The organism is Citrobacter sp. MGH105 (assembly GCF_001037485.2).
Lineage (GTDB): Bacteria > Pseudomonadota > Gammaproteobacteria > Enterobacterales > Enterobacteriaceae > Citrobacter > Citrobacter portucalensis.
The window spans coordinates 274,721-287,364 of record NZ_CP073049.1 but is presented as its reverse complement, the minus strand read 5'-3'; the positions used below and the strand labels follow the sequence as shown (position 1 = coordinate 287,364).

10 protein-coding genes are annotated in these 12,644 nt (G+C 59.1%); 4 read left to right on the top strand and 6 right to left on the bottom strand.

Going from position 1 to position 12,644, the window contains the following annotated elements; translation table 11 throughout:
* The first annotated feature begins 129 nt into the window (after positions 1-129).
* Positions 130-2,112, top strand: a complete 1,983-nt coding sequence (locus SK35_RS25875; protein ID WP_004883068.1) for a relaxase/mobilization nuclease domain-containing protein — start codon at positions 130-132, stop codon at positions 2,110-2,112.
* On the opposite strand, the gene SK35_RS25870 is transcribed toward SK35_RS25875, so the two are convergent.
* The 6 genes from SK35_RS25870 to SK35_RS25845 form a co-directional block, all read right to left on the bottom strand.
* Positions 2,105-3,415 carry a patatin-like phospholipase family protein gene (locus SK35_RS25870; protein WP_023123864.1) on the bottom strand — a complete coding sequence of 437 codons (1,311 nt, stop codon included), beginning with the start codon at positions 3,413-3,415 and terminating at the stop codon, positions 2,105-2,107. The genes SK35_RS25875 and SK35_RS25870 overlap by 8 nt on opposite strands.
* A gap of 299 nt (positions 3,416-3,714) precedes the next feature.
* Positions 3,715-4,332, bottom strand: a complete 618-nt coding sequence (locus SK35_RS25865; protein WP_004883071.1) for a DUF3313 family protein — start codon at positions 4,330-4,332, stop codon at positions 3,715-3,717.
* Positions 4,333-4,344: 12 nt separating this feature from the next.
* Complete coding sequence (locus SK35_RS25860; RefSeq protein WP_004883073.1) at positions 4,345-4,680, bottom strand: DMT family transporter; 336 nt, start codon at positions 4,678-4,680, stop codon at positions 4,345-4,347.
* A gap of 190 nt (positions 4,681-4,870) precedes the next feature.
* Entirely contained in the window at positions 4,871-7,987 is a 3,117-nt protein-coding gene (locus SK35_RS25855; RefSeq protein ID WP_004883075.1) for an efflux RND transporter permease subunit, read from the bottom strand.
* Positions 7,988-8,009: 22 nt separating this feature from the next.
* Entirely contained in the window at positions 8,010-9,125 is a 1,116-nt protein-coding gene (locus SK35_RS25850; protein WP_044256783.1) for an efflux RND transporter periplasmic adaptor subunit, read from the bottom strand.
* Between the two features lie 50 nt (positions 9,126-9,175).
* Entirely contained in the window at positions 9,176-9,811 is a 636-nt protein-coding gene (locus tag SK35_RS25845) for a TetR/AcrR family transcriptional regulator (RefSeq protein ID WP_022652140.1), read from the bottom strand.
* Positions 9,812-10,077: 266 nt separating this feature from the next.
* Here SK35_RS25845 and SK35_RS25840 point away from each other — a divergent pair, with 266 nt between their 5' ends.
* The 3 genes from SK35_RS25840 (at position 10,078) to SK35_RS25830 (ending at position 12,637) form a co-directional block, all read left to right on the top strand.
* Positions 10,078-11,346 carry an efflux transporter outer membrane subunit gene (locus SK35_RS25840; protein ID WP_228745491.1) on the top strand — a complete coding sequence of 423 codons (1,269 nt, stop codon included), beginning with the start codon at positions 10,078-10,080 and terminating at the stop codon, positions 11,344-11,346.
* A gap of 74 nt (positions 11,347-11,420) precedes the next feature.
* Positions 11,421-12,365, top strand: a complete 945-nt coding sequence (locus SK35_RS25835; protein WP_004883081.1) for a LysR family transcriptional regulator — start codon at positions 11,421-11,423, stop codon at positions 12,363-12,365.
* Positions 12,362-12,637 (top strand): EexN family lipoprotein, encoded by a 276-nt coding sequence (locus tag SK35_RS25830; RefSeq protein WP_004883082.1) that lies wholly within the window; start codon positions 12,362-12,364, stop codon positions 12,635-12,637. Before SK35_RS25835 ends, SK35_RS25830 begins: the two co-directional genes overlap by 4 nt.
* The last annotated feature ends 7 nt before the right edge of the window (positions 12,638-12,644 follow it).

Here is a 12,644-nt window from a genome sequence, read left to right as displayed (position 1 = left end):
CACATGGGGGGAACGCGGCACGGAGCGGCTTCGCCACCGTGCCGCGTTTGGCGCGAGGGTCGCGCCAATGCTGGCATGTCCGCGTGCTTCGCACGACAGGACACGCCCAAGCTTGCGGGGAGCGCAGCCATGACCGACAGCCGCGACGACGACTTTCGCGTGCGCCCCAGCGCCCCGAAGAACCGGGGCAAGGGCCAGGGGCAGAGCTTCGTTTCCAAGGTGCTCAAGCAGGCCGGCAAAGCCAGCAGCGGCAAGTCGGCAGTACGCCGTCCTGGCGCGGCTGGCACCGGCCAGCGGCCCGGCTCTCGGCTCGGACGTGGCCACACGGCGGCGCGCTTCGCCGGGGCGAAGCTAATGCCCATGTCGCGGCGCGTGACCATCAAGACCTTGCTGGTCAATCACCAGCGGGCCAGCCCGCAATCGCTCGCCAAGCACCTGCGCTACATCGAGCGCGACGGCGCGGGTCGCGATGGCGAACCGGGCCGGGGCTACGGGCCACAGGCCGACGAAGCCGATCTGGACGCCTTCAAGGAACGCTGCGCCGACGACCGGCACCATTTCCGCTTCATCGTCTCGCCCGAGGACGGGGCCGAGCTGGACGACCTGCGCACCTACACCCGGCATCTGGTGAGCCGCATGGAAGCCGACCTGGGCACGCGGCTGGATTGGGTGGCGGTGGATCACTGGAACACCGACAACCCGCACACCCACCTGATCGTGCGCGGGCGCGACGACACCGGCAAAGACCTCATCATCGCGGGTGACTACATCGCCCACGGCTTCCGCCATCGCGCCGCCGAGCTGGCGACCGAGTGGCTGGGGCCGCGCACCGAACTGGAGATTCAGCAGACCTTGAGGCGCGAGGTGGAACAGGAGCGGTGGACGAGCCTGGATCGCACCTTGCAGCGCGAGACCGGCGAGGATGGCCGGGTGCATGTCGAACGGCTCAACGAGCCGAGGTTGCAACGCCAGCGCCTGCTGCTGATCGGCCGCCTGCAACGCTTGCAGCGCCTGGGCCTAGCCGACGAGGTGCAGCCCGGCACCTGGGCCATTCATGCCGATGCCGAGAAGACCTTGCGTGCCCTGGGTGAGCGTGGCGACATCATCCGAACGATGCAGCGGGCCATGAGCGGCCAGCCGCGTGAGCTGGCGGTGTTCGAGCCGGGCGACGATGGTCGCAGCCTCATCGGCCGCGTGGCCGCGAAGGGGCTTGCCGATGAGTTGCACGACCGAGGCTATCTGATCATCGACGGCACGGACGGTAAGGCCCACTACGTTGCACTGAACGCCCGCGACGAACTGGCGAACTATCCCACGGGCGCTGTGGTAGAGGTGAAGGGTTCGACTGAGGTGCGCACGGCCGACAAGAACATCGCCTCGCTGGCGAGCGATGGCCTGTACCGCACCGATCATCACCTGGTAATCGAGCAGGGCCGGGCTACGCCCGGACGCGACCCGCAGGAAGTCGTCGCCGCTCATGTCCGGCGGCTGGAAGCCCTGCGCCGGGCTTGCATCGTGGAGCGCGTGGCCGAAGGGCTATGGAAGGTACCGGACGACCTGGCCGAGCGTGGCCGCCAATACGACGCGCAACGGCTGGGCGATGTAGCCGTAGAGCTGAAATCACACCTTCCTATTGAACGGCAGGCCCGCGTCATCGGCGCGACTTGGCTTGACCAGCAACTGATCGGCGGTGGCCGTGGGCTGGGCAACTTGGGCTTTGGCGGTGATACCAAGCAGGCCATACAGCAGCGAGCCGATTTCCTCGAAGAACAGGGGCTGGCACAGCGCCGCGGGCAGCGCGTCATCCTCGCGCGCAACCTGCTGGGCACGCTACGCAATCGGGAACTAGTGCAGGCCGCGAAAGACATTGCGGCGGAAACCGGCCTAGAGCATCGCCCGGTGGCCGACGGGCAGCGCGTAGCCGGTATCTACCGGCGTTCCATTATGCTCGCCAGCGGGCGCTACGCGATGCTCGATGACGGCATGGGGTTCAGCCTTGTGCCGTGGCGGCCGGTAATTGAGCCGCGACTGGGACAACAGCTTGCCGCAAAGGTTATCGGCGGAAGTGCCTCTTGGGAACTTGGACGAAAGCCCAGTATCGGTATCAGTTAGATATCAAGGGAAGCTGAGTACCAGGCGCAGTCTGCTTGGCTGCTGTGATTCTTCTTAGAGATTCAATCAATGCCATAAACTCCTTGGATTGCCTCAGTGCTTCGCCTCCCGCAGTTTGCAGGTCCAAGACATCCGTAGCCTCGATCGTGAAGGCTGTGGGCACGCGCAGCAGCGAATGCCGGATCTTGTCGTCCGGCACGTCGTTCAGACTTACGCTTACTACGTAGATTTCTGCGTCGGCCGCAAAGGGGCTGTCCGCTTGGCCACGGGTGCGGACAATCTCGGAACGCCAGTGTTGCAGGTCGTCGTTAAGCATGGCCAGCGTCACCTGGGTCTCGCGAGCGCCGGCACCGAAGATCAGCGACTCAAGTACTTGCGTCGTGCTGGGAACTCGGTCGCTACTGTCCACTCTCTCGCTCAGTCCTCGTTCGGAGTTCACCGTCACCAACACGAGTCGGCGCAAGCTTCCGGGCTTGACCTCCGAGAAATTGGCGCTCATTGAGCCCGAAGCTACTAGCCGGTCTAGCATCAGACGTACGCCGAGGTTGTCGGAGACACCACCGTCCACGAGGTGGATATAGGGCCGATCGTGCGCATTGAGGTAGCTGTCTATGCCGCTTTGCAGGATGCGTGATCTGTAATTTTGCCCTCTGACAGGCAAAGATCGGAGAGGCGGCGGACAGGTATTGGCGTTGTTTCGCACCGTTACGGGCGACAGCACCAGCGGTACTGCCGACGAGGCCGCCACCGCGAAAGACAGCGGCGTTGCATCGAGGTCGGAACAGATTAGCCGGAATTGCTCGGTGGTGAAATCGAAAGGGGCACCGGTCGTGAGGTCGGTTGCCGTGATCATCAGTTCGGGCGCGCCCGGTCGTCGGCGCACGTCACCAAAGGTGCGGCCTTCAAAAAGTTCGTCCAAGCGTTGAGCCAGGATCTGGCTGCGCCCAAACCAAGGTGAAGTTAGTCTATAAAGACGCTCAGGCCACAGAGCTTCACGTATGAGTCGCCCCTCAAAAGGCACAAGCAGAAAATCCGGCTCGAAACGAGTCAGCGTGGCATCGCCGAAGGCCGCGAAGTGCGCGGCAAGGATGCTGCCCCCCGACACTCCGCTGACCAGGAACACCTGATCCAACAGAGTGGTCTCCTGGCCCTCTAGCGCGAAGCGTGTGGCCTTGAGTTCGCGCAGCACGCCCAGGCCGAAGGCCGCCGCCCGAGCGCCCCCGCCTGACAGTGTCACCGCTACAACCACCGGTTGGTTGACCTCCGACGGCCTGATGCGTTGGTCGTTCTCGGCGAGAGACATTAAGGCGGCGTCGGAAAGTGTCGGGTTGATCCAAGGACGGTAAGTGGAACACCCTGTCAGAACTACCGTTGCCAGCACACCGGCCAAACTCCATCGTGTGAATTTACACACCTCCAGGCGCTTTACCTCTGCAAGCAGCACCACGCAGCGTTTCGAATAGACAAGAACGAGAAACGCCGGCAATTTTGCGACGAAGCAGAGCCACTCCAGAATGCTGCAGACGTTACAAGAACGGCACCCTACGAATCCCCTTGATGAGGCTCCTCGCGATCCGCGCGAAGTTATGGAATAGCAGCTATTCACGAGCCAGCACTTCTCCAAGCGCTATTGATCCGTTCAAGGCAGGTGGTGATTGCAGACTTTGCATGCCCGAGCAGTGTGTAGGAGCCTTTGAAATCCGCGAGAGCGTTGCCGTGCTCGAAGCAGCTAGCAGCAGCCACCCGACGATCTGTTTGTTCATCTACTGCCTCAAACTCCAAACTAGCTCCCCCAGTTGTCACTGGTCCAACAAGCAACGTCGTTAGGGTGTTGACTGCTCTATTGGGCGTCTCAATGGTCGTAATTGCCACACGCACACGTATGCGGCCTGACGATGCGGGAGCTTCGGACTTAGTTTGGAGATGTCGCAGTTCACTGTTGACGTGATCGAGAAGCTCTCGCACTTGCTCAGCTTCAAGCCCACCTATGCGTCCAGTTGCCGTCACTACCTGAGCATCCTCGACTAATATTTCCCGGTAACGACTGGGTTCAAAGCCTGGCGCCTTGAAGAGCAGAACATTTTCGTACTTCGTTTTTCCCAATACATCGTAATCACCAAGAAACCCTGATCGAGTCATTCCGTTTGAAGCACAGCCAGATAAGGTTGCCGTGAGGCCTGCCAGCAGCACAAAATGGATTAATGAAATAGGGCGTTTCATATATATTTTCATTTATCCCATTTTCAGACAGACGATGCCAGCAACAACCAGCGCAATTCCAACCCAACGTATCAAGGAGGCGGTATCGCCGAACACATACACGCCCACGAAAAACGCGCCCAGCGAACCGATGCCGGTCCAGACCGCATAAGCTGTTCCTATGGGGATCTGTTTAAGAGATAACCATAGGAAAAAGCCGCTGGCTGCCATACAGGCAACTGCAATCGCCGGCCCCACGTAGCGCATCGCTGCATTGGCCGCACCCATCTTGAGGCCTAGTGGCCAACCGATTTCGAACAGGCCGGCAATCAGTAGAACCAACCATGGATTCCATGACAACGGGTTCATATATTTCTCCAAATCTATTCAGTGAAAATTGATTATCAAAGCATCAAAGCATCAAAGAATAGGCAGTAGGCGGTCAATTCGCTCTGCTTCTGATTTCTTCTTAAACTCTCTGATGGCGAGAATCTGTCTCCCCGATCTCTCCGGCCACGAGAGAGATCGGGGGAAGCGTGTGGACAGTTACGCTGAGGGATCAGACCGGTTGCACTGGTTGTTGTACCGCCTCGTGACTCCGTTTGCTGCCCGGCCACTTCATTCCGAACAGCACCTCGTAGAGCAACGGAATCAGGCCAAGCGTCACGAGCGTGCCAAGTGCGAGACCACCGATCATGCCGATGGCCATGCCCTTCCACAGCGGCCCCGCAAACAACATCAGGGGCACGAGACCCGCGATACAGGTCACCTTGGTCATCACGATTGGACGCAGCCGCTGCATCGCAGCTCCCACCAGGGCTTCATGTCGGGCGAGACCTTCCGAGAGGCCGTGTTCAATTTGTTCGAGCAGAAGAACGGCGTTGTTGACGATGATTCCGAACAGCGCAAGCACCCCGAATGTCGCCATGAAGCTGAAAGGAGTGCCTGTTGCCTTCAGTGCAATCACGACCCCAATCAACGTGAAGGGAATCGTTGCGAGAATCACGATCAGCTTGCGGAAGGAGTTGAACTGCCAGATGAATAGCAGCAACATCGCCAGAAGAGCGAACGGCATGTAGTGCGTGAGCGATGCATTCGATTCAGCCGATTCCTCAATTTCTCCACCAAGCTCTATGGCATAGCCTGCAGGTAGTTCAATTGCGGCGATCCGAGGTGCGAGGTGATCCACGATCTCTTGCGCGGTGTATGCGGTGTTCTGCCCCTGAACTGTGACTGTACGAATGAGATTGCGGCGCTGGATCACAGACGGCTCGCTAGCGAGCGTGACATCGGCCACTTGCGCCAGGGAAACCGGCTGGCCACCCGACGCTGGATAGATGGTCGTCGAACCAACGTCCGCAGTGCTGCGCCGATCATTGGACGTCCCGCGCATCACGATTGGCACGCTGGTATCGCCATCTCGGATCACAGAGATCGACTGGCCGATGTAGCGGGTGCCAAGCCAGGCAGCTATGTCGTCGGTGGTGACGCCAGCACGTCGCGCACGATCTTGATCGACCCGAACATCGAGACGGCCGACACGGGTATCCCAGTTGTTCTTGATGTTGGCCGTACCTGGCAGCTCCCGTAGCGCGGACTCAATTTTCGCCGCCGCATTCATCAGCACCTCATGATCCGGCCCACTGACCCGGTAGACGGCTGTGCCGGCTTCGGTAGTGCCTAGCGAGAACCGCTGAGGCTCTGCGCGTACATCTCCATGATGCTGCGCGAAGTAAGCCCGAGTTCGGGCAATCACGACGTCAATGTTGGTGCCTGCCTTGACCGTCACGACAAAGTACGCGATGTTCGATGCTGGCAATGGGGGATTGAGCCCAAGGATGAAGCGCGGCCCACCGTCAGCGACGTAGCCAATGTGATCCGTGATTTCGGGGTTGATTTCTTGATCACCGAGCCAGCCGCTCACTTCCTTCACTTTGGCAAGAGTGAGCCGTGAATCCGTTCCAGGGGCGAGCTGCACCGGTATTTGGAATTGAACTCGGTCGGACTTCGGCAAGAAGTCGTATGGCAGTGTCGTGAATCCGTACAGAGCTACGGCCAATGCACCCGTCATCACACCAACGTAGATCGCCTTGTGGTCAAGCACCCACTCAAGCAACTTGCGATAGCCGCGATAGAAGCGTGTGTTGTAGGTTTGCGCGTCATTCGCCGGTTGATGATGCACTTTGGTGAAGTGGTAGCACAGCAGTGGAGTGACGGTCAGACACAACAGCCAAGATCCGAGTAACGTGAGCGCGAGGACAATGACGAGAGAGCGCAGATACTCACTCGTCGCACTCTGGCCGAAGAAGAACGGGGAGAAGGCGATGACGATAACCAATGAGGACGTCAGCAGCGGCAGTGCGAGGGTACGACCCGCTTCGAGACAAGCCTGTTTGCGGTCTTCACCGGCTGCCAAGCGCCGTTCAATGTCTTCGGCAATCACGATGCCGTTGTCTACCAAGAGCCCCAAAGCGATGATGATGGCTGCCATCGAAACACTTTGCAGCTCGATGTTCAGCGCGCGCATCACGATCAGTGCCCCCAGAATGGTAAGCGGCACGATCATCCCGACGATGAATCCTGTGCGCCATCCCAGGAAAAGGACGACGACGCCGAGCACGATGACAATCGTTTCGATCATCACCTGGTTCATCTTGCCCATTTCACGTTTGACGACGTCTGCCTGGAATGTCACATAGGAGAGCTCGAAACCTGCGGGCAGAAGTTTCTCAAGCTCGGCCACACGGGATTTGAGGGCTACGCCGAATTGCTCCACGTTCTGGCCCGAGGTCATGGACACTGCCATCACTACGGCAGGCTGGCCCTTATAGACTGCAGCAGACTCGGGAGGATCTGCAGGTTGTACCTGCACGCGCGCAAGCTCTCCCAGTGAGATTGAAGGAGCAGGCGAAGCACCGCGCGCACCCTGAGCTTGCGCCATCATGATCGGCAACGCGCGCAGCGAAGCGGCGTCGCGAACCTCTCCACTAACAGCCAGCGAAGCGTTGATGCCACCGATGGCGATTTGCCCGCCTGAAAGCACGACGTTTTGTTTAACGAGTTGATCGATCACCCCTTGTGGGGTCAATCCAAGCTGGGCTAGTTTTGGTCGATCAAATTCGAGATAGACGCGCTCTTCCTGCAAGCCGTAGAAGCTGATGCGATCAACGCCGGGAAGCGCGTATAGGCGATCGCGCATCTCTTTCAACGACACACGCATTTCGCCCATGGAGTAGCCCGGCGCGGTCACCGCAATGGAGGCCACGGCAACACGGCCGAAGTCGTCGTTGACAAATGGCCCCAACGTACCCTGTGGAAGCAGAGGCTGAGCATCGGCAACCTTCGCGCGAACGCGCTGCCATATGGGGGCTAGGTCGGTGTACCGCTCCCAGATCGTGACCTGTATGACGGCCCCGCCCGCGCGAACGGTTGTGGTTACACGCTTGACCTCGGCCAGCTCCCGCAAACGCTCCTCGATCGGACGCGCGATCAACTGCTCAACACGTTCGGCTGGCATGCCAGGGTTCAGAACGGCAACAACCGCATCTCGAATCGTGACCGATGGCTCTTCCTGCGAAGGGAAATTGAGAAACGTGGCAATGCCGGCAACAAGAATGATGACCGCGGCAAGGTAGGTGAGTCTGCTGGCGCGCAGCGCCATTTCTGTGATCTTCATAGCGAAGTCTTCCTGTAGCGGGTCAGCGTCCGGCCAATTGGGTCGTGGCCTTGAGTGGGGTGACTTGTTGCTCGTTCGTCAGCCAACTCGCGCCAGCCGCGACTACCATCTCGCCGCGCTTCAGGCCGCCCACAACGCGAACGTTGTCGCCGCCTGGCTCGCTCTGGAATTGCACTTCCCGGCGGTGCACCTTCTTTCCGGTCACGTCATATACAAACACTGCGGCTTGTCCTGCTTTCTCACTGAGCACCAGTGCCGAATAGGGAAGCATCAGACGATCTGGTGAGGCATCCTTCGCTTCCGGTGCCTTCAGCAATACTTGAACGGCAGACCCGGGTCGAAGACTGCGCGCAAGAGTAGCATCTTGAGGAACGAGCACGACAGGTAAAAGTGAGCCATTTTCAGCACGCAAGCCGATGCGTTGTACCGAAGCACGAACGGGACTTGCTGACTCGCTCAGGCGCAGTTCGGCGACCTGCCCAATTTTGATATTTGCCGCCTGGGTCGTCGATGCAGTCGCAAGGACTTCTACGCCGCTGCGTAGTCCATCCACTTGAAGCACCGGCGCTCCGGCTGCAATATCTGTGAACGGCAGAGCGAGTTTCTCCGCGACGACGCCGTCGAATGGCGCATGAATGGCGGCCCCCCTTCGCGCACGCTCGGCAAGGCCGAATGCGGCCTTTGCATTGCGCACCTGGCCTTCAGCTGCAACCAACTGTGCTTTCACACTCTCGAATGCAGCCGGGGAGATTACGTTGCCCTCAAGCAGCCCCCTTTGCTGCGTTGTCTGCACGATTCTGTCTGCCAATGCGGCTTCCGCAGCAGCGAGTGTCGCCCGAGCCTGTTCTAGGCGGAGTTGCTCGGGCTGAACATCCAACTCAGCCAGAAGCTGTCCGCGAGAGAAGCGATCTCCCACGTCCACATGAAGCTTGCTGATACGCCCGCCAGTCTCGAACCCCAAGGTACTCCGCTCACTGGAGCGAGCTAGACCACTCAATTCAATGCGATTGGCCACAGAACCTACATCCCCCACCGTGAGCAGCTTGACCGCTCGCGGTGGATCGGAAGCAGGCTCCTTCTGACTATCACAGCCGGCAAGCGATGCGAGCAGAACAAACGCGAGGCCGACTTTCTGCATTTGCCAGGACTGGGATTTAAAGGGAGTGCAAGACACGGGAAGGCCTTTCATCAGCGTTTATCAATAGGGGTGAGTTCCAGTTCGCCGCGGGCGAGCGCCTGGAGGGTGTGCATGAGTCGAGAAAGGTCTTCGGCAGCAAACGTCGGAAAACCCATCATTTCGGCGAGGAAGACTCCGTCCAAGGCAAATAGAACGATTCCGGCGATATCGGTGCCGCGTGGAGATTTGCTCGCGTTCTCGTACTGCCTGCGGTACCAGCCGCGCACAGGCTCAAGCAGCGTGGGGTCTTCAGCCACGGCCGCCAGCAATGCAGCGCTCATCTTTTGCATCCCGCCGTCAGGCATAGCCGAGACCTGGCTGGATAGCCAAGGGTCTGGATCGCCGACGAATGGCAGCTCTCGCTCTTCCTGCCCGCCATCAAACGCCGAGACCTGGTCATCAATCATCGTGAGGAGCAGATCGCGCTTGGTCTTGAAGTGGTACAGGAACGCACCTTTGCTCATTCCTGCCCGTGCAACGACCGCGTCAAGCGTTAGGTGCCCGGCACCTCCCTCCATGACTACGTCACGCGCAGCTTGAAGGATGCGCTCCCGTGTTTGTTGCGCTTTCTTAGAGATGGAGGGGGCTTCAGCGCCGTTGTCCGCCGAATGCGACTCCTCTGGGCTTGATTTCATACGAGTTGCCATGGTGAAACTCCAAAGATGCTTGATTTTTGAATCGTCTGGACGGTATAGTACACGCCATGAACTATGCCCGTCAAGACGGCCTCCTCAATTCACAACCTAGTGGCTCAACATGTCCGATCCCTACGCCCGCCGCGGCCTTACTGCTGTTGCATTCCTATCGATCACGCTTCTCGCCGCGTGCAGCCACTCGCCTCACAGGGTGGAGACATCACGCGTTGAGGTTCCGGCCAAATTCATGAACGAAGCGGGTCTGGCTGTGCAAGCAGGTGCCAGCACAAGCACTCCCGGCCGAGTGGTGGACGGCGTACGGTGATCCGCTGATTGACGCGCTGGTGCGCAACGCGCTGGAGCACAACACCGATCTCGCTATTGCAAGAGCGCGGATTGATGAAGCTGTGGCGATCACCCGACGTACACGCGCTTCAATGTTCCCTAGCTTGGCGCTCACGCCCCAAGCAACGCGCGCGCGCGACTTTTCTTTGGCACCGACCATCAGCAGCGATGCCAGGCTTCCGCTGTCGGCTTCATGGGAAGTTGATCTAGCGGGCCGCCTCTCGCATGCCGCTGATGGCGCACGGATGGACGCAGTTGCTGTCGAACAGAACTGGTTCGCGACACGTTGGCAGATCGCCTTTGAGACAGTGTCCGCTGCACTGCAGCAGCGGCAGGCGGCAGAGCTGGAAGATCTGGCAAAAGAGCGACTTCAAGTCGCCGAGCGCCTTGAGCGTCTGACAGAGCAGAAGTTCAAGGCAGGTCAAGCTACGGGCTTTGACATTGAACGCACGCGTTCCGAGGTCATCGCCCTCCGGGTGGAGCAAGAGCAGTTGCGACGCGTACGCGGCGAAGCAACGCATGCCTTGGATGTGCTCGTTGGCCGGATTCCGGGGGCGCTTGGCAGCGGTCCTGCGCTTGCCTCTCTCACCATGCCCGATTGGACTCCCAGAAGCGTGCCAGGCGAATTGCTGCAGCAGCGCCCCGACGTCAGAGCCGCGCAGGCGCGTCTTGCAGCGGCGACGGCGCGATGGAACGCAGCAGAAGGCGAGCGGCTCCCCAAACTTGTGCTCGATTTGAGTGGTGGGCGCCAACGCTTCGAGAACAACGGAACACGTGTGGCAGGGAACATTTTCTCTCTGGGCTTGGGTGTGACGCTTCCGATCTTTGACGGTGGAGCAATACAAGCGGGAATCGACGAGGGCTCAGCACGCAGTCGCGGCGCACAGGCTGACCTGGAACGCACGGTTTTGCTTGCGCTTCAGGATGTGGAGAACGCTTATCTGGGCTGGCAGACCCAGCGGACTTCTCTGCAGCATCAGGTCGATGGTCTTGTCGTCGCTGATCGACTCCTTGACCGCAGTCGACGCCTCTTTGAGGCGGGACAGGTGGATGCGACCGTTGTTGCAGAAGCGGAGCGTGGCACCTTGTCCCAGCGAGCGGCTCTGGTCCGTGCTCGCGCCGACGCAGCCGTGCAATGGGGTGTTCTCGCTAAAGCGCTTTCTGGTTCGCCAGAGCATGTGAATCTGCAATCTTCACCCTGAGTCCTTGAGTTGGAAGAACGCAGCATGGCAGCGAGTTTTAAATACTGAATAGATCGACGATTAGTAGGGGACGCATGGAAATTCGACATCTACGTTGTTTTATGGCGCTCGCCGAGGAACTTCACTTCGCTCGCGCCGCTGCGAAACTGCATATTGAGCAGTCCCCACTGTCTCGCACGATCAAAGAACTCGAAGAGGAGTTAGGAGCACAGCTCTTTATTCGGAACACGAGAAGCACGCGTTTGACACGAGCTGGGTTGATGCTCATGGAGCACGCACCTCGGGTGTTCGCATCCTTGCAACAGGCGCGGGACTGCGTGAAGGCAGCAAAAAATGGCTTTCATGGACAACTCCGCGTCGCCTTGTCAGACGGCGCAACACTACTGTGCTTACCAGCCCTATTGGCGTTGTGTCGCGAGGAGGAGCCCGAGGTTGAGATTCGCTTTTTTGAGGTGCCACTATCCCAACAAATCAAAGGATTGCACGACGACCTGTATGACGTCGGCTTTGCACAGTCCGACGACGTAGGTGATGGAATCGTCGCACTTCCCGCGTGGACTGACACGCTTATGGTGGCGCTGCCAGCTCGGCATCCGTTGCTGGCTCTTAAGCGAATTCCATTGGATGAACTGCTGCGCTACCCGCTAGTGCTATCTGATCCTCAAGTGTGCGAGGGCCACGCCAAGCACATTGAGCGAGTACTTAGCCGGGCTGAAATGCAGCCTCTAGTTGCCGAGCGGGTTACCACTTTCGACCTGATGATGGCGTTGGTATCTGCCGGTTTTGCACTCGGACTTACAGGGGCTGCACACATTGCAGCCTCCCGAGAGCCAGGAGTCGTGGCGAGGCCGCTTTCGACACGCGTACCACCTTTGACGACCTATCTACTCAGACTTGAAGGCGATCCGTTTGACGAGCTTGCGCGCTTCATTCAGCGAGTACAGGCCATCGAATTGCCAGAGTTTCTCAGGTCAACAAAAAGCCGAAATCCCGATCTTCCGGAGGAATTGATGCCATGAGACTCGCCATCACGCTCGTCGCTGCAATGCTAGTCGCATGCGGTCAATCTGATAAACCGCACAAAGCCACTAGTGCAGAAAAGAAAACCCCGACAGTAGAAGAGCTGGTGGCAGACCCGGAACAGCTCAAGAAGTTGCGCCAGCAATGCAAGACGGATCGGCCTACTTTGGGCGAACTGCTTTGCAACCGGGTAGCGGAGGCAACACGTAAGCGGTTCTACGGTGACGGAAAAACGCCATACACACCGCCCAAAGAATCCCCCAAATTCTGAAATTCAG

Coding starts and splice junctions, on each gene's coding strand:
- SK35_RS25875 (WP_004883068.1), top strand. CDS start 130: ATGACCGACAGCCGCGACGACGACTTTCGCGTGCGCCCCAGCGCCCCG.
- SK35_RS25870 (WP_023123864.1), bottom strand. CDS start 3,415: ATGTCTCTCGCCGAGAACGACCAACGCATCAGGCCGTCGGAGGTCAAC.
- SK35_RS25865 (WP_004883071.1), bottom strand. CDS start 4,332: ATGAAACGCCCTATTTCATTAATCCATTTTGTGCTGCTGGCAGGCCTC.
- SK35_RS25860 (WP_004883073.1), bottom strand. CDS start 4,680: ATGAACCCGTTGTCATGGAATCCATGGTTGGTTCTACTGATTGCCGGC.
- SK35_RS25855 (WP_004883075.1), bottom strand. CDS start 7,987: ATGAAGATCACAGAAATGGCGCTGCGCGCCAGCAGACTCACCTACCTT.
- SK35_RS25850 (WP_044256783.1), bottom strand. CDS start 9,125: ATGCAGAAAGTCGGCCTCGCGTTTGTTCTGCTCGCATCGCTTGCCGGC.
- SK35_RS25845 (WP_022652140.1), bottom strand. CDS start 9,811: ATGGCAACTCGTATGAAATCAAGCCCAGAGGAGTCGCATTCGGCGGAC.
- SK35_RS25835 (WP_004883081.1), top strand. CDS start 11,421: ATGGAAATTCGACATCTACGTTGTTTTATGGCGCTCGCCGAGGAACTT.
- SK35_RS25830 (WP_004883082.1), top strand. CDS start 12,362: ATGAGACTCGCCATCACGCTCGTCGCTGCAATGCTAGTCGCATGCGGT.